This is a genomic window from Nocardia sp. NPDC019219, assembly GCF_040632645.1.
In the GTDB taxonomy this organism is placed as follows: domain Bacteria; phylum Actinomycetota; class Actinomycetes; order Mycobacteriales; family Mycobacteriaceae; genus Nocardia; species Nocardia sputorum.
In genome coordinates this window covers 14,320-36,034 of the sequence record NZ_JBEYCG010000018.1, presented here as the reverse complement: position 1 = coordinate 36,034, position 21,715 = coordinate 14,320, and the positions used below count along the sequence as shown (strand labels likewise).

Genomic DNA, 21,715 nt, shown 5'->3' with positions numbered 1-21,715 from the left:
CGAGCCGACGCTGCCCTGGCCGGAGGGCAGCTCGTCCTCGCCCGCAGGCCCCCAGGGACCCGTGACGGCGGATCCCCCGACGACCTTTCCGGCGGCGGCGAACCCGGCGTATCCCACGGATCGGGCCGACCCCGCCGAATCACCCATCCCCGGCGGGTCACGGACACCGGATGCGTCCGTGGGACGCTCCACGCCGGAGGGCGGTCGGCAGCGAGGTCCCTCGGATCGGGCAGCGGGCCGAGAGGGGAATCGGGGAGCAGACGGACCGGGCAGCGGCAACTCCGGCAAGCCCGCCGCAGACCCCGGTCGTTCTCCGGCCTCCACGACGGCCCCTCCGGCCGCCGCACGCGCTTCAGCCGCTGACTCCGGTCGCCGTCCTCCGGCCTCCGCGGTGTTCCCTCCGGCCGCCACCCGGGATGCACCTCCTGCCCCGGGCGGGCGGCAGGCCGGGGCACGCTCACCGGGCGGTGGGGGACGACGAGACACCCCGTGGTCCGGGCAGCCACCCAGAACGGCCGGACCACCCGCCGGTGCCGAGCCGAGACCCCCTGGCCCTCGGTTCGGTTCGCCGCCGCGGAGGCCGAACCCCACCGACGAATCGTCGGGGGAGCGCGATCGGCGTCGCTCCGGCGCACGGCCGGCCGCCGATCCCGTGGTCGGCTGGCTGGCGCGGATGCTGGCCGAGCACCACGACGTGCGGGTGGCCGGATTCGATACCCCTGGGTTGCAAGTGCCGGTCGTGCGCGAATTCGTGGCCGCTGTGGACCAGGTGCTCACCGACTACCCGGTGATCGCTCTCGACGTCGTCGCGGTGGCAGAACTCGATGCCGGATCGGGGCCGGTGCGGTGGAGTCCCGACCCACGCGATACGCGGGGTACCAGCGCAGGCCGGTCGATCACCCTCGACCAGCGGACCGCGCTGGATACGAGGCGAGCGACCGGCACCGCGGAGTCCGAGGCCGAGTCGGCGGAGCCGGCAATCTACCTGGCGACGCTGCGCGAATTCGGCCGGGCACTCGACTGCGCCGGTGGCGGTCTCGCTCGCAGGCAGGCGCAGCGCGTCCTGATCGCGGAGTACCTGCGTCTGGAGGCGGGACGCGACAGCACACTCGCCGAGGTGGTTCGCGGTTACCGGCGCTGGCGCGCCGTGTTGGCCGGGGACGCTGCGGACGCGGGCGAGTTCGACGTGAGCCGGGCGCTCGGCGCCGCGTTCGCCGATGTCGTGCTGCGCGGCGACGAGGCGAGCCGCCAGGCGCGAGCACTGCACGCGGTACTGGTCGACGCGACGTCGCGGCGGGGGTAGGCGGTGCCGGTGGACGGTTCGTTGTCGCTGAACCCGGTCGTGGAGCTGCGCCGCTTGTTCGAGGGTTTGCCCAGCGCGGTGCGTCGCCCGATCGAGTTGGTGGTCTTCGGGGGAGACCTGCCGCGCGCCGATGTGTCCAGGATGCGCTGGATGGCCGCGGAGTTGCGGGCCAAGGCCGACGCCATGAACGAGCACGCGGAGGATGCCGGAAACATACTCGCGCAGGAGGATTCGCTCGGCAGCCTGGGTGACCGAGTGCGCGAGACATTGCATCTGCACCAGGAGGGCGCGGCCAGGCTGCGGGAGGAAGCGCTGGCCTTGGCCGATCAAGCTCACGGGGCCGCCAACGATGCGGAGAAGACGCTGTGCGTGATGTTCGCGTTCGGCGTCGAACTGGCCTGGCGCATCATCAGCACATTGGCGGCAGCCGCCGCGGCCGGTCCGGCCGGGCAGGTTGCGGCGGCTCCCGTGGTGGAGTCGATGTTGATCGAGGGCCGAGGCAGGGTCGCGCTGATGCGCGCGGGCCTGGAACAGGCATACAAGGCGGGCGCGGCGAAGACGGCGACCCGACTCGCGGCATTGGGGCCGCACCGGTTCGTTCTCGCGGTGGGCACAGCCGCCGCGCTGCCCGCGGGTGTGGATCTCGGGGTACAGATCGCGCAGGTCGAGTCAGGCGACCGGACCGCGACCGTCAAGGGCCCGAACGGGGAGAACCCGAGGGGTATCGATCTGACGTCGGTCGAAGCCGCAGCAGTGTCGGGCGCCGGAGGCGCGGTGGGCGGCATAGCCGCGGGCAAGGTCGCGCCCAAGCTTCTTCCCCGGCTGCAGACCAGCCGCTCGGCACTCGGACTGGTGCAAGGGGTCACGGGCGCGGTGTCCGGTCTGGGTGCGGCGGCATTGGTCACGGGCTGGCCGGAACACTTCGAAGACGTCCTGGCGTCGCTGCTCAGCGGCGGATTCGGCGGAGTCGTGGATGTCCACCGTGGCGTCCACCCGGATCTCGGTTCCTCCCTCGCAGAGGTGGTCGACGGCGGCGGCGCCTACGTTCCTCCGGATCCATCCACGGTGAGTCTCAGCAAGGATGCCGTGCTGGGACTGGCGGGGGCTCCCCAGGGTGTGAAATCGCTGACGCCCGCTCCGCCTGCCGGGCCGGTGGACAGCACCACCCTGCAGCTCGCGACCTCGGCCGTGCCCGGCCACGCTACGGATGCCGGAGGATCGGAGCCTGGACGGAACCTGGTTTCGTCCGGACCACCGGAAGCGACGGGTGATGGGTGGCACCAGCCGGATGAGGCCGGGGACCTGGCACAGCGCCTCGCCGATTCGGAATCGGGTGAGCAGGCTCCGGCCCCAGCGGACCACACGGACGGTGGGACGGGAGCGGATGGGTCACCGGGTGAGCCTGCGCGGCAAAGCGACCGGGCAGCGGCAGACCATGCCGGCGATCGAGAACCCGGAGTAGACCTTCCCGCCGGTCGCGATGAGACCTCTGGCGGCGGCGCGCGGGCCGGTGCGGACGTGCCGGGTGGTAGTGGCGCTGCGCAGACCGGTGATCTCGCGCAGGCCGATGACGAGGTGCAGAATGGCGCTCACGCGCAGGGCCGTGATGGCGCGCAGGGCCGTGACGGTGCGCAGGGCGGTGATGGGCACGAGGGCAGCGGTGGGCGAGCCGGTGACGTCGGCAATGCGCGAACCGGGGACAGTGGGCAGACGGGTAGTGGCGGTGTGCAAGCCGACCGTGCACAGGCCGGTGGTGCGCACAGCGCCGACGGTGGAGGCAATGCGCACGCCGGTGGTCCTGGCCCCGGTGCTGGGGGTGCGCAGGCTGCGGGGGGTATGGCTTCCGCTGCGCTGGTGTCGAGCGCGGGTGGTGAACACTCCGGTTCGGAACCGCCGCACTCGCCGGCCCCGGGCGGGGACCACGCGCGTGCGGCCGGTGGCGGCCCGCGCGCCCGGGTTCCGGCCAGCGACGGTGTGGCTGGGCACGAGCCGGCGGTCGCGCGGCCGGGACGGGGGCCGGGGAAGCTCGATCCGCCGGTGCAGGTGGGCGAAGCGTCGGGCCGCCACGGTGCGGGTCCTGACGGCCTCACCCGGGTGACGGCGCCGAAGTACGTCGACGCACCGCCGGTGCACGAGCCACCGGCTGTGGCGCAGTCCGAGGACGCCGTGCCCGCTGACGTTCGCCCGTCCGTGCACGACGGACCCGACCGCCCGGCGGCGGAGCTGGTAGCGGAGCTAGCGGGGTTGCCGTCGGCGGATCCGGCGACGAAGCAAGACCTTACCGCCGACCAGCAGACGCGATTCAAAGTTGCGGCGAAGAAGGCGCTGGCGTTGTATCGGCTGCGGCACGAGGAGCTGGCCGCTGAGTCGTGGGAGCAGCGCAGGCACGCGATGGAGCATGGTGATCGGGCCGAGTCGCTGCTGCGGTACATCGACGCGATGCGCGAGGGTACCGGGAAGACGCCGCGGTGGAATCAAATCAAGGCGTTCCTGCTCGGCGAGCACGGGTTCATGCGCCAGATGGGCACGGGCCAGGGCAAATCCATGGTCGGTGCCCTGGATACGTTGCGGCAGTTGTCGCGCGGGGAGCCGGTGGAGCAGGCGAGCGGAAAGCCGGTGCGGGTGCACCATGTGATCACCACGACCGAGGTGCTGGCCAACGAGGGGGTCCGGGAATTCGCGCCGATGCTGCGCAGTCTCGGGTACGAGGTCGCGCGCTGGGATCCGCACAACCCGCCGGGCGAGACGGAACGCCCGACCGTGTACTACATGACCTACGACGAGCGCGCGACCGCCGAGCTGTTCGACCGGCCGCCGCCGGGGAAGACCGCGACCATCGATGAGGCGGATGCGGTGCTGGTGCACAACCAGACGGTGCACTACCAGTCCGACGGACAGCGGGAGCTCGCCTCGGAGGTGGAGGCCGCCGCGGTGTACCGGGTGCGTGACTTCTTGAAAGCCATGTTGCGCAGCAGAATCACGACGGCGGAGGACCTGTCGGTGCATCTCGAGGAAGCACTCCACGACGGGCCGCTGTCGGTGGCGGAGGGCGGGGCGGCGCGGCCGCTGTCGGCGGAGGAAGTCGGGGCGGCACGGACGCTGACAGCGCGGTTGCTGCGCGAGCAACCCGAGCGGTGCCTCGATACGGTGAGCAGGTTGTGGGAAAGCCACGCCGGGCGGGCATTCACCGCCGAGGAAACCGAGATGGCCCGTGCCTTCTTGGACGTCAGAGCGGGCCGGTTGAAATTGAATCGGGACTTTCAGATCTTCGGACAGGATGCCGAGAAGAAGATCCAGATTCTCGACGAGTACGGAAAGCCGCGAAGCGATCCGAAGATCGGCACCGAGAGCCGGTGGTTCGGAGGCCGTCACAAAATGGTCGAAGCGATGTTCGGCGCCCCGGTGTATTCCGATGGGACGGGATCGAAACAGGTCACCGTGGAGGACGTCCTCGGCGGATACGAACATCTGCATCTGATGTCGGGCACGCTGGAACGGACCGCGGCCGAGATCAAGGAGAACTTCCCGGTCGAGGGTGGTCTGGCGAAGGTGGAGGACTTCGGGCGTTCGAAACTGGCGGGGGAGGAGGATCGGATATTCCTCACCGAGCCGGACAAATTGCGGGACGCGGTGACTCGGGTACAGCAGTTGCAGGCCGAGGGACGGCCGGTGCTGGTGATCTGCCCGTTCAATGATCTGGCGCGGAAATTCTCGCTGATGCTGACCAAGGCGGACGTGGAACACACTGCGATCGATGCCCGGTGGTTCGCCGAGCACCGCGACAACAATGCCGCGGAGGAGCACTTGCTGTCGGTCAAGGACACCGCGGGTGTCCGGGGCGCGGTAACCGTCGGCACGGGCATGCTCGGCCGGGGCTTCGACGTATCGATCAGCGACGAGGTCGACCGGTTGGGCGGGGTGCACGCGCACATGCTGGGGCGTTCGCCGACGAACCCGGACGAGGATCATCAGTGGTCGGCGCGGGCCGGGCGCAACGGCCGCAACGGCAGCTTCTGTTTCAACGTCGCCGCGTCCGACCGCCTCTACAGCGACGCGCAGGAGCATGGTGCGCGCGTCGCGGTCACCCACTATCGGACCGCACTGGCCGAGCACGCCGAAGCCACCGCGGAATACACCGAAGCCGTCCGCCGGGTGGGCGGTACGGATGCGGCCCGACCAGGTGAGGCCGTGCAGGCGGCGCGGACGAAGGTCGCGGCCACCGCGGCCGACGTCGCCGCGGCCGAGCGGGAGATGCGCAGCCTGACATCCACCCTGCAGAACGACGCGGCCGACCGCATGTATCTGGAGCGTGCGATGCGCCGCGCCAATCAGGCCCACGCGCCCCCGAGCGCAGTTGTTCCCGCCGCCCCCTCGTCCCAGACCACTGTCGCTCCGGGCACCCTCCACACCGAGCCGGGCACTGCCCATATTTCGGCTGATGCCGGACAGACCGGGGCAGACACCGGCCCGAGCAGGTCGGACACCGGCCACGCCGGAGCGGATATCAACCGTGCCGCGATGCGGGCTTTGCACGCCGGTCCTGATGCCGTCCAACCGCACCTGCGGGGGGACCGGTTCGCACGGCTGGCCGGGTGGCTCGGGATCCCGGCATCGGTCCAGGCGGCCGCGGCTGTGTTCGACAACGACGATGCCGACGACCCGTTGAGCCGACTGCTGGAACGAGCAGGCGTCTCCTCCGCCGCCGTGGAAGCGCTGAACCAGCACCTCGACCACGCCCCGCCCGCGGCGGTGCTGCGGGCGGACACCCTTACCGACGAGCAAGCACTGAATCGACTGACGCCGCAGCGCAACCGGCTGGCCGCCGAACTGGGCTGGGAACCCGCCCAGGTCGCAGGCGCGGAGGGGGTGCGCCAGGTCGGCGCCGCAGTCGACACGGCCCGCGCAGAGCTGGCGGTCCTGCTGGACGTTCCCGTCACCGAGGTGAACGCCGCCACCGCCCGCGATGTGCTCGCCGACGCGGTCGCACGCCTGCTCGCCCGCACCGAGATCGCCGACGACCCGGCCACCGAACTTCTCGTTCTCGCCGCTTCCACCTATCTGGCCGTCGCCGCCCTGCTCGACCTCGCCGTCGCCATTCACCAGCGCAGCCCGAAGAGCTGCGTCAACAACGGCGTGACGATGATGCGGGTGCTGTACCCGGACAACGAGCACGCCTACCACCTCCCGGACGACATGCCACTGCGGGGCCACGACGCCGAAGCCACGGAGCGGGCCTTCGGCGGCGCCTTCCGGGCATTCCGGTCGCTGGACGAGGCCGCCGAATCGCTGGAAGATCGGCCCTGGGGTAGCCAGGCCCTTGTCTACAAGTGGATGAACAAGGGGGAAGTAGAAAGTCACTTGGTGCTGCTGGTCAACGCCAGTGACCGGGCGGAGGCCCCGAACCTGGTCGTCCTGGACATCGCGGCCGCCCCCGGACAGGCTCCGATAACCGCGGCGGATCTGGCGGCCCGGCCCGCGCTGCTGAAAAAGGCGGTCCCGTTCCAGCAGTGGCGGCGTGAGCAGCAAGCGTTCATCGACCGACTGACGGAGGCCGATCGCCGCGTTTTCGCCATCGAGTTCGACCACAAGGGCGAACCCCTCGTCCGCCTTTCCGCCACACGGCGTTCTGCTGTCGCCTCCCAGGACCCAGGACTCCCTCCACCATCGCTCTGGTCGAGCCGTGCCCCACCGCTGCGACGGAACCAGTTCGCACTCGCCGGTCATCGCCCGGTCGGCGACGGCTCGTTACCGGGGAACTCCGACGAGCCGGAAAGTCGCGGCACGGGAGCGGACTCCATCGGCCACTCCGGCGAGGACAGTGATGGCGAACCACACCTCGCAGATGAGGGCTCGATCGGCGGTCGATCACCCGAGGCGATTTCGTTTCTTCCTGCGGGGGATCTCGCCGCTGAGCAGATGACAGGGCCTGTTGTCGTTCCCGGGCAGCTTCTGCTCACCGAGGAGCATGCCGTCGCACTGTCGGACGCTCTGACCGAACGCGATCAGGCAGTCCACCGGATCACCGAACAGCTGCGCGAATTGGAGCACGCGCTCGCGCCACTGGTCGGTGAACCGGGAACGGTGGACATGGTGTCGCTGATGGGTGTCCGCGATCAGCTGAGTGCATTCTTGGGCCGGCGGTTGGTCGAATACGCCGAAACCGCAGAGGGACAGCGTGATCAGATGATCGCGACCCTGCGTGAGATCACTGCGCACCCGAGTCTCGACGAGCAGGATATTCGGGTGCTTGCCGAGATGGTCCCGGTCAAGCGCAATAAACTCATCGCGTCGCTTCCCGGGGTGCGAGATCGCTATGCCCAGGAGTTACGCACGGCGGCTCTGGTTCGGCTTGCGGAACTGGATTCGCGTCGAGCGGAGTTCTTCCGAGCCGATGACGCGATACGGCGTTTGCAGCGCGGAATCCAGGGCCGGCTCGACCGCGCGGCGGAAGTGCTTTATGACCGCGGTTCGCGCAGGACGATCCGGGGTTTGCTCGACGGCATCGACGCGATGCGGTCCGAAATATCGGCGGCGCGTCGGCAGATCAGCGTCGGCTGGCAGGATATCCCGGAAAATGAACTTGCACCGTTGCTGTCGGAGATCACCCGAGGTCTGCGTAGCAGAAAAGATGCAGTCGAAGCGGTAGCCGCCATTGCCGCGCCCCGGCCCATCACCATGATCGTTGATGACGCACTGAGGACTGTCGAAAAGTCCGCGGTAAGCATATTCGCCGAATCGTCGATACGAGGATTCGTGTTCCGGGATCACGATGCGAGGAACGTCAGGGCTCTGGCGGACGCCATTGCCCGCGTGCGCACCATGGTGCGTATTCCCGAGACCGCCCCCGATCTGTACACCCGAGTAGCAGACGAGTCGGCGGAGCGCCGATCCGATTTCGGCACCTTCGTGGATCCGGCCGACACACTGTATCTGCACTTCACCCCGAACATTCGCGCCATCGCCACAGCGGGCATGATTCGGTCCGGCGCACACGACGAGGTCGTCAACACCACGGCCGCCCATTCCGTCGGGGTGCATTTCATCAAGCCTGGGGACTGGCAGGGCACGGAAGACTTCAACATGTACGTCGGATACGCCGGACTCCGCCGCACACTCAGTGGCACTGTCTTGCCCGACCCGCTCGGCGCGATCGTCGTCCTGCCGCTCGGCGCGATCACGGAGACGACGCCGTTACGCAACGAAGCCAAGACGACCGCATCGGACGAGGCTCATCTGGCCAGCGACGCCACGTTCCGTCCATTGAACGGGAGTCCCAGATACGCCTACCCCCTCGACGACGCCTACGTCATTCCTTGTTACAGCGACCTGCAGGTCTCTCGGGAGCAGCGTCTGATCATCGATCCCGATACCGGGGAACGAATCGTGCGACCGGTTGCCGAGCCCATCCGCGACGCCTTTCGCCGCGCCGGATACGACGAGGCTTGGATCGACCGGCATGTCATCGAGCTACCAGAACGCATCGCAGCGGACCCCGACACTCGCGCCCTGCACGGGGAGTACGACCGTACCCAAAGGTTGATCCGGCATGCCCAGGACGAGATCAAGCGGCGGATGGCCGAGGATGGGACGTACACGGATCGACTGGTCGTCCCATTGACCACCGAGCACGGGCGGCAATGGGAGACCCTCGATCTGCACGGCACAACGCGGGCGGGCTACTACTCGACATTCGATCGCGCCATCGAACGGCTGATCGTCGCCGACCGGCACCCGCCGGTCAGTGGTGCGGAGAAGCCGGAGGGCAAAAGCACCCAGTGGAATCAAAGCGGCCGGCCGCGTGATTCGCGTCCGGAGACCGCGCCACCTGCCGACCGAGCTACAGCGCCCGGAGAGCAACTCCGTGCGGCGGTGGCGGGGCAGTCGAGTGATGGCGACTCCGAACAGCGTGCCCGGCCGCGCGGCCCGGACGGTCTCATCGGCCGCCGGCCATCGCTCGATCCGGAAGGTGGCGCCGAACGGAGAACGGCGGAGGCCGGTACACCGGGATCGGACGGTCCGATCGATGCCGGTGAGCTCGGTCGGCTGCTGGCCGAGCACGGTGTCGTGGTGGGACGTGCGGCGGCGGCGCGGGTATTGGGTTCGGACGTGTCGGGTGACCCGGATGTCGTCGAACTGTCGGTTCCGGAATGGCTGTACCGGCGGTGCGCGGCGGAAGACTGGGCCCAAGCCGACGAACAGCGCTCGGTGCTGGCGCGCGGGCGGTTCCGGATATCAGTGGGTTGGCCCGGCGTCGGGACCGATCTGGTGTCGCACGAAGATCTGGCAAACCGGTCGTGGCAGCCCGCCGAGGGAGAATCGAAGGTCGCCCTGCTCGCCGATGTCTATGCCTGGATGCAGGAGACGCAGGACCGGGCGGCTACCGATTGGATCAAGAATCACCTGCTGAGTCCGGCCGCTCCGCCGTTGCCCGTCGCGGTGATCGCGCGCGAGATCGACGAGGTCACCGAGATGCTGCGGGCGCGGGTGCCGCGGGAACAGCTCACCGATCCGGAGATCCGGCGCGGGATACGGCTGGCCGCCGAAGGACTTTTCGCCAACCGGACGCTGTACGGTCATCCGGACGTCGGCCGCGCCAACCACCTCCACGACGACGCCTTCGAACTGCGGGAATTCGGGGTGACAGCCCTGTACCACAACGGCATGGGCGTGGCCGAGGACCTGCGCCACATCGTGGACAACGGTGTCCTCCAGGGGGCCGACCTGCGCGAGATCGTCGCGGCGCTGGCCGCCGACGCGTGGAGCGATCTCGTCTACGGCGGCGGTCGGCGCAGCGACAACCCCGAGGGCTACGACGAGTTGCGCTCGGCGCAGTTGCTCCATGAGCGTGCCTTGTCGCACGGCTGTGACGCGAGCACAGCCCGGATGCTCGGATTCGCCGTGCACGGCACCAGTTTCGACGAGCGGGCCGGTACCCAGATGATCGCCTCACCCGTGGCCGTCGAGGAGATGCGGCAGCGCTGGGGGGCGATGACCGACGGCGAATTCGACGCCGCGCTGCGAGTTGCCCGGTGGGTCGCCGCCGCGGACCTGCAGACGTTGTCGGAACCCGACGCGGTTGTGCAGAGCATCGAATTGGCCTTCGAGGACCTCATGTCGCGCCGATTCGACCCGGCGCGTGTCTTCGGGCGAGTGCTTTCCGAATGGGGCACTCGAATCCACAACGTCGACGAAGCGCTCCGGCTCGCGGACCGGTTCGGGCGCATGCCGCCGGAAGGCGGCCATGTCACCGTGCGTCAGGCCTTCGTGAACCGCCTGCGCGGCGGTGCCGGCTTCATTCATCCCGACAGCGGATACCGGCCGCCGGACGGGTGGTTGCTGGCCAACCGGGACATGCGCCGCGACCACGCCGCGAAGTTGCGGGAGATCGCCGATCGGTTGGCGATCGACTCGATCTACACACTGATGGACGCCTACCGCGACGCCCGCGCGCACGCGGCCGAGATGCGGGACAAGTACAGCGGTTTCCATTGGCAGGTGGTTGTCGGGCCGGGCGCTCACATGTCCGACCCCGCGATGCTGGCCGCCACCGTCGCGGCTCGATTGCCCGAATCGGATTCGTCGGGGATGTCGGACGGCGTGATCGACGCGATACCGCGGATCGCGGAGATCGCCCGCTCCCGGACCGGGGATGCTCCTGTGATCGTCGTGACCTCCGCACAGGACACCGACGGCCGGCCGCGATTGGTCGCTCAGTTCGACTACACCCGGCCGGACGCCACCGACCCCGATCCTGGTGTGACCCTGACGGAACTGCGCAGCGAGCTGTCCGAGGCGGACTGCCGCATCGACATCGAGACCGCCGATCCCGTGCCTGCGGGCCAGGTCTGGCATCGACTGCGCTTCGACTTCACCAGACAGCGGATTCTGGTGTGCTGCCCCCAGTGGGGATTGGGCGGAACCGGCATGGCCACGCTGACCGTGGGGCTGTGCCAGGCACTGGCGGAGGCCGGGCACGCGGTGACGGTTCGGACAGGAGAGGTGGGACGCGCTCCCCGGATCCAGGGTGTGCAGGTGATCGGCCACCGCGAAAGCGGGCCGTTCGCTCTCACGCGTGAGCGGATGCTGTCCAACTGGGACGAACTGCCGGAATCGATGGATCTGGTGATCGTGCACGATGCGGGCGACGGTCTCGCCGCTGCGCTGGCTGCCGAGGAGCGGTACCCCGCCGCGAAGCTCGTTCGCGTCAACCATCTGACGCCGATGCTGTTTCACACCCTCGGCAACAATCCGGAACGTGGCCGGGCCAAGCTCGCGGCCGATGTCTATCTGGCGCGGCGTGCACATCTGGTGGCAGGGCTGGGACCGGTGCTCGCTGCCGACGCGCTGTCCTCGGCGGTCATGGCGGGGCACGGCTCGGTGCACGAACTGCAGCCGGGTCTGTTGCCGGCCGAACAGCCGCCGGTCCCCGCGCCGGGGGACCCGGCCCGAATCCTGTTGTTCGGACGTGCGGACGACCCGTTGAAGGGGGTTGCGGAGATCGCCCGCGTGGTGCGGCGGCTTCGGGCCGGCGGGCGAGACGTGCGGCTGGTTGTGCGCGGTTATCCGAGACGCGGTGTCGATTCGGCCCGCGCCGAATTGGTCAGGCTGGTCGGCCACCCGGACGCGGTCGAGGTGGCGCCGCGGACTTCGGATCGTGCGGTGCTGCAGGCGGATATCCGTTCCGCGACGGTCGTGGTGATGCCCTCACGCGCTGAGGGTTTCGGCTTGGTGGCCGTCGAGGCGATCGAGCAGGGGGTGCCGGTGGTGGTGCCGTCGTCCAGCGGAGTGGGCAGGTTCCTCACCGAGCTGGGCGAGTATCGCGAGGAGGCGGAACGGTTCAACATCGTCGAGCAGCATCTCGGTGCGGCGCCGCAGATCGACATCTGGGTTGCTGCGCTCGGCTCGGTACTCGACGATGTGCCTGCGGCCTGGGCTGCCGCGGGCCGGCTGCAGCAACTGCTGCAACCGTTCACCCGCAAACGCAGCGCGAAGATGCTCGTGCATGCCGCCGTGAACGCCGATCCACACCCTCCCCGGGACATCCGGTCGTCTCGCGCCCAGGTGTCGCTCGAAAACGGGCATGTGGTGGTACGCGGTGAAGGAACCGACTACGAGCTGATACTCGACGTGGCCGACGCGATGGAAACCGATCCCGCGGTACGGCGGGCCGTCATGGGCTACACGGTCGTGAAGTTCGCGCCGACGCGAGACCCGCTGCCCATCCGGCTCGCGGCGGCGCCGGTGGACGAGTGGCTCTTCTGTCGGTCCGCGAAAACCGCCGCGCGACTTCACGGTTCGCGCGCTGGCATCCTGCAGGCATTCGTGGCGACGGTGGCGGCGCAGGGATTCGGCGCGACCACCATCGACGAGGTCTGCCGGCGCGGGCGGATCTCGCCGCACGCCTTCCTGGACCACTTCCTGACCACGTCCAGCGCTCTGGCCAAGGCACACCGGGAGGCCCTGAGCAACCTGAGCCAACTGGTCGTCGACGAAGTGGCTGCCGTGCCTGCGTCCGACCGCGCCGCCCGTGTCACCACCGCGGTGGATACGTATGTGAGCGCCCTGGCCGCACGCCCGGCCACGGCGCGCCTCCTGCTCGTCGAGGGATTCGCCGCGGATCCGGGGACACGCGCCGAACTCGAGGTGGGCGTGGTCGAGGAGATCGCCGCCACGCTCGCGACCGTGTTCGAGGACTCGAACACGTCGACCCCGCGACGCCGCGCCCTGGCGGCGGCGGTCCGCGGCGTGCTCGCCGACTGGGCCGCGACCGGCGACGCCACCGCCGTGCCTGACCTTCGCCGAGGACTCCTCGATCTGCTCCGAAAGGGCACGATGGCCCCGGCAGTGGGCTCGGCGGCCGGCGACCCGGCCGATGCTGCCGGCTCGGCACGGGAACAGCGCAGCGGCTCGGCGGGACGGGCGGAACCCGAGGAGCGGGAGCGGATCCTCACACAGCTGATCGCGGTCACGGCCGAGCAGGGTTACGCCGACATGTCTCCGGAGACCGTTCAGCGGCGCGCCGGAGTATCACCTCAGACGTATCAGAACTTGTTCTCCGACAAGCGAAACGGTTTCGAGGCCGCCTGCGCGGCGGCCGTCGAACGGGTGCGGATCGCCGTCCGGGCCGCGATGCCGGCCGCCGTGCCCGACGACCCGTCGGCACGGCTGCGGGCCGCCGTCCACGCCTACCTCACCGCCCTCGCAGCGCATCCGGACGAGGCCCGCGTGCTGCACTTGGACCTGTTCGCACCCGGCCCCGGAGCGCACCGGCTGCACGACCGGCACCGGGCCATGCTGGCCGCGCATTTCGACGACGTGGTCGCGGAGGGCGACGCCCGCACCGCCCGGCTGCTCGCCTCCGCCGTCACCGGTGTCGTCACCGATCGGATCCTCTCCGGCTGGAACACCAAGACCGGAAGCCGACGGTCCGCCCAAGGCGAGTCCGAGCGGATCGCCGCCCTGCCCGGATTCGCGCCGGTGGTGGCGGCCGCGGTCGGATCTCTCCTTCCCGGCATCGGCGGGACCAGGACCGCCGACAGTGGCGCTCCCGGGCACCAGCCCACCGGACCGGACCGGCCGGACAGCCACATCGGCAGCCGCCCCGAGGAATCCACGCCTCGGCCCGGCGGCCCGCCACGGGACCTCCCGGCGCAGCAGAATGAACCCGCCTCGGCCAGGTACCGCGAGGATGCGGGCGGCGCCGGCCTCACCAGACCGTCTCGTGATTCCCAACCCGATGCGGTGCCATCCGGATCGGAGGCGGTCGTCCCGGTCCTCGGCCCCGGTCCCGTGCCGCCCGGTTTCCGGCACGCACAGCGGGGCTTGCAGCGGCAGAACGAGGCGGCGTTTGTCCTCGCTCGGGCCGGCTTCCGGGTCGAGCAGCACCCTGACGAATCCGGCGCGCGGCTGCCCGACTTCCGTATCGAGGGTCGGATCTTCGACTGCTACTCGCCGACTACCGGCAAAGTCAGCAATATCTGCTTCGAGATCCGCCGCAAGGTGTATGTGAAACGCCAGGCCGATCGGATCGTGGTGAACCTGACCGACTCGGCCGTGGACCCGGCCGAATTGAGTTCGGCACTGCGTCGGCACCTCATCCCGAACCTGCGCGAAGTACTGGCGATCGACCGGCACGGTACTGTGCTGCGGCTGGCGCCGGGACCCGTAACTGTCGTCGTCAGCCCGACCGCCACAGACGACCAAGGATTCATCGGTAGCAGACCGCGAGAGCGGGCCGGTGAACCGGAGTCCGATATCGAGACAAGCGAGCAGAACCGGCCGACGCCGTGGACTACGGCGAGGGCACAGCCGGATGACCCACCGATTCCACCGGTGTCGCGCGGCAATTCCGCGCAAGGCGAGGGCGGGACGGGGCCCGGCGGATTCATCGGGAGCAGACCGCGCGACCCGGGTGATTCCGCAGACAGGCCCACGCCGTGGGCGCGGCTCGGCGGCGAGGGAGAAACGGCTGGGATGGTCGGGGCCGACGCGGTGGAAGACCCCGCGGTACCCGCGCCGGCCGGTGTCGTGGAGTTCTTGCTCGGGTACGTCACCCGGAAAGACACGTTCTACTGGTGTCAGCTCGATCCGGACAGCCTCTTCGCCGACTGGGGCTGGTCGAGTGACGAACGGCTTCCCGACGACGTGCCGCGCAGCTGCATCGACATGGTGGTGGCCGCCGCCGTCGCCGCCGGTGCACTCGGCCGCGAGCAGGTCCCGGCGATCTACAACTGGAACGATCCCGACGACTTCGCCCAGCGCTGGGTGCGCGAACTACCCGACCTCCTCGTTCCGTCCGGACGGCAAACCCTCTCCGACCCAGACACTGGGCCACGCCCACAGCGGGGTGACGTGGTGATGTGGTTCGGCGCTGGTGAGCCGGGCGGACCGGAGCGGTTGATGCATGTCGCGGTGGCAAACGGCAATGCCGATGGCAGGGCTGACTCCGCCTCCGTGCTTTCGTTCGGCGCCGATTGCTCCTGGCTGGTGTCTCAGCCGCGCCGCGGCGCGACCAAATTGAGCGGGGTCGAACTTACGACGATCGCGGCCCTCAGCGAAACCATGCTGGCGAATTGGTCACATACGGTACGGGTCGAGTTCGGACCCGGCTTGTGGACGCAGCCCTCGGCGACCGGCGGGGAGCTGCACGTGCCACCGAGCCGGGAATCGCGGGCCTTCCTGCCGTTCAACAAGAAGAATTGGCGGCGTGAGTTCCAGGGCTTGGCCGAATGGGTGCAACGACGGCCCGACGCACAGCGATTGATTGCCAGGTTCGACGAGTGGGAGCGGGCCGAGGATGCCGCGGGTGCGCCGACGCGACTGGCCGAGCTGGTCGACGCCGACGTGTCGGGCGCGCTGATCGAGGAGACGCTGCGGTCGCCCACCGTGCTGCCGATCGAGGGGCACCCGCAGGTGGCGGTACGGATGGACCGGGACGGCGAGCCGACCGGCCTGATCGTCGCGAGTATGGGCGGGCACGGCCGTGTCCTGCGCGAGTTGTTCACCGAACGCCCGGACCTGCTGGACACGATCCCGCGCGACGGTGGCCGCCTGCGGATCTCGTACACCGCCGTGCGGCTGCGGTCCGACGGCGAGGTCCGCGACGAGCATCTGCGGCCCGACGACGCCGATCCGAGCCGGAGACTGGTCCCGGGCCGGCTGCTGCACGAGTACCTGCGGCTGTGCAGCGTGGGAGCGCTCGACAAGCCGGGAACCAAACCTGGGAAAGCGTCGAAGCGACCGAGTTTCGAGCAGTGGATAGCGGCGCTCCCGCCGAGGGTGTTCAAGGGCCCCGGTGACACCGCCTACACGACGACGTCCAGCGGCCACCTACTGACCGACCGGGCGGTCGAGGAAGCGTGCAGGCCAACCCGGGCCGACGACCCCGACGATCCGCACGGCGCCCTGGCGGCGCTGCGCCGAATCGTCCTCGAAGCCCCCCGAGATATCGTCCGCTCCACACCGATCACGGAACAACAGGCGCCGTTGACCGAGCGCTCGAGCGAAGTGCTCGACCTCGGTGGCATGTCAGCGCGTGTCACGGTCGGTAAGGACCCATCGGGCCGGTGGCGTCTGCTCATGCAGCCGTACGCACCCGAGTACCCGGGCGATGTGCTCACGCAGTGGTGTGCGCAGCTCGAGGCGGGCAGCCGCCGCCGTTTGCTGAACCTCATCCGACGGCAGCTGAACGGCCGAGTGGTCGGCTCGTCCACAAGCCTCGATGCCGGACCGAGCGGCTATATCGGCAGCAGGCCGGAGGACTCCTCCGCTGCGGAGCCGCCGAGCCGGCCGACCACGAACGACGGCTCTCTCGGCAACCGCCCACCGGGTTCCGCACCGGAGCCGGACGGTCGGCGGCCCGTCGAGGAAGATTCAGCGGTCCGGGACGACGCCTCGATGCCGGACCCGGTGTATGCCACGCACCAGGAACTCACTGACTGGGCCGCCCAGCTGTCGGATGGTGCAGTACAGCGATTCCTCGCCGAAAGGCAGGCTGAATCGTCGGCTCATATGGCAGCCGTGCATCGCGGCCGACCACCCGCGGTCGACGTGGCCATCGGGACGGCGCGAGCACAGATCGCCTTGGCGACAGAGCGATGGCGGCGGCTCACCGACAGCGGTGCCAGACCGTCGATCGCCGATGCCCAGGCCGCAGCCGACGCCGCGACCGCCGTCTTCCACCTCATCGGAGCGCTCCCGATGGCAGCGACGCCGCTATCGGCGTCCACCGACGATCCCGATGGTCTGCTCGACCTGCTGACCCGATTCCCGGAGCGGCTGCTGATGGCCGCCGAGCGGGGCCAGGCAGCCGGGGCCGACGCAGGGGACTGGGCGCGACGCGCCGATGCTTTCCTGACCGAACACCGAGGCGGCGACTGGGATGCGGAACTGATCCGGTCGCTGCGGTCGCTGCCCGCGGAGGCAGGAGAATTCGCGCACGCGCTCACCGGCTCGGATCGCGCCTTCGGCGCGGCGGCCGCGCAGTACATTCCGGATGCCTACCGCGCGGCACTGTATTTCCTCACCCGAACCCGAGATGTCGATCAGGCGGTGGATCGGCTTCGCGAGGTGGACCACGCGGTCGCGGCAGCGGTGGATCGTCTCGGATCGTCCCGGCCCGCCGCCGACGCGGGCTTGTCGCTCCTCCAGCTGCGCATCGATATTCACGAAGCCCTTGCCTACGCGGCCGACGCGGCGGCATCCGAGATGCGGTCCAGCACTCTTCGCGGGCTCGAGAAGAATCCACTGTTGCCGCAGAGGGTGACCCGGGTCGTCGATGATCTCACCGTCCTGGCCCGCCACGGTTCGGAAACGCCGAGACCTATCCGGCCCGCCTATGCCTCGCATCCGGTGACGTCCGAGGAACCGTTCACCGACGACGACTATCGGGAAGCCATCGGCGCGAATTTTCATCCTCGGGTGCTCGGCGTACGCGACGGGCAATTCCTCACGCTGCAAGGCACGTCATTCGAACCACTACGGACCGGGGCAGAAGGGATTTCCTTTGTCATGGACCGGTGGGGCCGGATGGTCGGTGAGAACGAACACGCCCACATCATGCACGTGCTGGCTGCCATGGGGGACGAGGCGGCCGCCTGGGGGGTGGTCTACACCGACGAGGACGGCCGCCCGGTTGGGCAACTGTATCCCTATGCATTGGGCGGCCTGTCCGACCCGATGTGCACAACCCAGTTACGCGATGTGCTGATACGAGCAGGATTCGACCTCACCGACACCAGTTTCAACAACGAATCCCTCGGTCGGCTGTGGCAGGGCGAATTGCCATCGCTGCCGGATCTGTTCACTATGCGCAAGTGGGGCCTGCTGAACAGCATCGAGGCGACCTTCGGCGTGTACGACGACCGTTTCTGGGTGCGGACCGATCGCGAAGACATCACCCAAAGCCCCGATGAGGTGCGGGTGCCGCTGACACTCGGCCCATTGCGCCGAGCGCCCGGACACGTCGATGTAGTCGTCTATCGTGAGGGCGAACACATCATCGTGCAGTACCGCGACTGTGACCCAGGTGCCGAAGCCGAACAGGTTTCACCGGTGTTCAGGGCCTTTCACGAGCGGATGACGAGGTGGGTATCCGAGTCCGACGGTGTCATGTTCCACCCCGATACCGATGATGTGGTCGCCACATTCGTTCAGCCACAAGATCCTCCGGGTAGCTTCCGAGACCGCCCCGACGGCATCATCGGCAGCCGCCCACCGGACTCCCCAGCCGATTCGAACGATTCACCTCGCCGCGTATCCGCGGTGTTCGCACCTGATACACCTGCGTCAAAGGTACGTACTTCGCTGGCGGAGTCGTTGACTTCTCTCACAGCGGCCACCACCTCGGTCCCCACCCAACTGGTCGATGTCGCCGCGTCGCTGGTGAACTACGGTCTGGCCGCCGCGGCCGGCGACAGCGTCGAAGTTTCGCTGTCGAGCAGAGACGACGACAACGGCATCACGGTCCTCGGAACGCTGTCCGGATCGACCGTGGTCCGCGCCCGTCGAGCTCTCGAGTCGGAGTTGCTGGGCAAAGGGTTCGGCACGTTCGAATGGCGGGCTCGGGCAGGTGAAACGGAGTCCTGGTCGGTGCACCTGTGGGTAACTCGAAAAAGCATCGTAGCCGTAGACTCCGCGCAGTTCGCGGGGCTGGCAACGGATTTCGGTGCAGACCAGGTGAGTTCTGCGGTATCCGCAGCGGTCGGGCGGGCATCACGGCGCTGGGGTGGCCTGAAATACACCGGCGCGCTGGCGGTCGAGGCGCACGATGGGCGGCTGCGAGTGCGAATGCTGGCGACCGTTCCGCTCGAGGGTGTCGCTTACGAGCCCCCCACGCTGTTCGACGAAACCATCACGCCGCCCGGCCCGCACCGGCCCGGCGGGTTCATCGGAAGTCGGCCGCCCGACATCTCGGACCCGGCCGATCCCCAACACCGAAGCAAGCAGACCGCCGGGGCATCCGGGTCCGTTCCGAAGGCCCTCGCCGAAGCCCTCGAGATGGTCCGAAGTGTCGACTGTGACCCGGCCATCGCGCCGGACGCGACGCGTTTCGTCATGAAGTGCTACGAGGAATACCGGCAGCGGGAACAAGAAACCGAACAGGCAGTCCGCCGGCGTCTCCTCGAGGACGAGCACGCGGCTACACCCGAGCTTGCCGCGCAGGAGGCTCGCGAATACGTCAACAGCCCCGCGATGCGCGGGACCATCCGAAAGTCGGCCGCCGAACAAACTCGCAGACTGGTCTTCAATATCCAGAAGCGTGCCAAGCGACAAAAAGTGAGCCTCCCCGACCGTCTTGCCCAGCTCTACCGGCTAGGCGCGACTGCGAAGAGTGCGAAGGAGGTGCCGTGGCCGAAGTCGGCGACGCCTGCCGACGGTCCCCCGCGCACCAGCACAGACCGGCCCGGTGGCCGGATCGGTAACCGCCCGTCGGAGTCCGCGCCCGAGCCAGTCGGTCGGCGGCCGGTGCACGAGGATCCCGCGCTGCGTGTCGAACCCGCGATGCCGGATCCCGTTCATGCCGAACCAGAGGGCGTCGAGTCGCCGGAAGGCGATCGCCCATCCGGGCTCCTCGGGAACCGTCCCCAGGATCAGTCGACGCCGTGGTCACGCTCGACCAATCGGACCGGCGCGTCCGACCCGGCGGATTCCACCCATCGCCCCGAGCCGTCGGGTACCACTCCGTGGTCCCTGCCGACCGACAGCTCATCGTCGGAACAGGCGAGGTCGCTCGAACAGGCCGACGAAATCATGAGAGGACTCGACAAGGTCGCGGAGACGCCCGATGTGAAGCAGATCCAGGCGATGCGGGGACGCCCGGGTGTCACGATCGACTTGCTGACCTTCGAGGACGACATACAAGTCCTCCGGGAGGTCTACGACGATGTCGATCAGGCCATGGCGGAGTGGACGAAAGCGATAATCGGCAGATCGATGGGCGCGCCGATCGCCGAGGTGCGACTGCAGCCACCGGTGTACCACGTCCTCTTCCGGGATTACGTGGCCGAGGGAGCGTTCGACAACCCCCGCGCAGTCGACATGCTGGGCCTCTTCGCGGCGATCACCGGCAAACCGAGCCCCTTCGCCGCCGTCTTCGTTCGCGACGTCAACGGCCGCAGAGTGTGGCAGGACCACCACCTCCATCGGCAAGACATCGTCGAGATCGGACGGCTGGTGAAGTCCGTTGGGGACTCGCTGGCACGACTGGCATTTCCCGAGTCGATCTCGAGGACAGTGCTCGATACGCAGATGGCGGCTATGTCCGCGTTGCAGAAGGTGGCGCAGCACGCCCCTGAGCATCCGCTGTGGACGGCCGGGCTCGACGATGAAGCACAGGCCAAGACCAGATTGGTCGCGAACTTCGAGCTCGATCACCCCTATATCGAGCTGTCCGGGCTCATCAGTCCTCATATCCCGGAGAGAACGGTACGGGAAGTCCTGGGGAAATTGGATGACCTGCTCGGCAGATATCAGTACGCTCCCGGTTTCCGCAAGCTCATGACCAACATCCGCGTCTTGAAGATCGATTTCTTGGTGGGGGCGCGCGCCACTGCCCGCGGTCTATGGACGAAGAACGTCGAGACCGGCAAGCTTTCCCCTGCCCGAACTATATTGACAGTCAGTTTGCAGTATGCATCCGATCGGAAGATGGCTCTCGCGGAGGGCGACCGCCGTCGCCTATATGGATTGCATCCGAGCAGTGCGCAAACATATGCGGACGATGTCTGCCACGAATTCGCCCACGCTATCGATCACGCCACCCACTTTGCGCTCAGCGATGATCTTGTCACTGTACTGAAAGACGCCCACGGAATGTTGCAGAGATACGGTTTGACCGAGAGCTACGGGGAATGGCGCAGTCGCCTGCCCGCATACGCCTTCGAAGATTCGACCAAGACCAGAATTGATCCACGCGAGGCCATCGCCGTCGGATTCGCCGACGCGGAGATCAACGGCATTATCGTCGGCACGCCGCAGTGGGTCATCCACGAGTACGTCACAAAACTTCAACCGCCGGAGATAAGGCCGCTACACGTCGACGCGTATCAGCGGCATCGTCCCGAAGTGTGATCGGCATACCCGGCCTCCGCGCGCTCGCCATCACCAGCGGAAGATCCACCGAGGGCCACCCCGCGGTCCGGATCCTCGGGTCGGCGAGGGGGGCGGAATCGAACCGAGCGGATGACTGCTGCTCGATCGCGTTCGCTGTCCGGCCGAACTGAGCGCAAGCCCGGCATGACTTCGCGGCAGCAGGTGTCGATCGTTCCCGGCGACCTGTTGTGCTGCCGCAACTCGCTCGCGAAGTCCTCGGCCGGCGCTCGCTGGATCGTCCCCTGCAGAACGTCCACAGGCCGAGTTGCATGGTGTTTGAGCATTGCGCTCGGTGGGTAATACCCCTGTGACCCGGCGTAT

At 68.5% G+C, this 21,715-nt stretch carries 2 protein-coding genes; both read left to right on the top strand.

The genetic code is table 11. From position 1 onward, the window contains the following. The first annotated feature begins 673 nt into the window (after positions 1-673). Positions 674-1,303 (top strand): hypothetical protein, encoded by a 630-nt coding sequence (locus ABZ552_RS27575; protein ID WP_357440732.1) that lies wholly within the window; start codon positions 674-676, stop codon positions 1,301-1,303. Between the two features lie 9 nt (positions 1,304-1,312). Further along, positions 1,313-21,373: a glycosyltransferase gene (locus tag ABZ552_RS27570; RefSeq protein WP_357440730.1), complete on the top strand. Its 20,061-nt coding sequence runs from the start codon at positions 1,313-1,315 to the stop codon at positions 21,371-21,373. Positions 21,374-21,715 lie beyond the last annotated feature (342 nt).

Bases quoted from the DNA above. Each gene is read 5' to 3' on its own strand.
- ABZ552_RS27575 (WP_357440732.1), top strand. From the start codon at position 674: ATGCTGGCCGAGCACCACGACGTGCGGGTGGCCGGATTCGATACCCCT.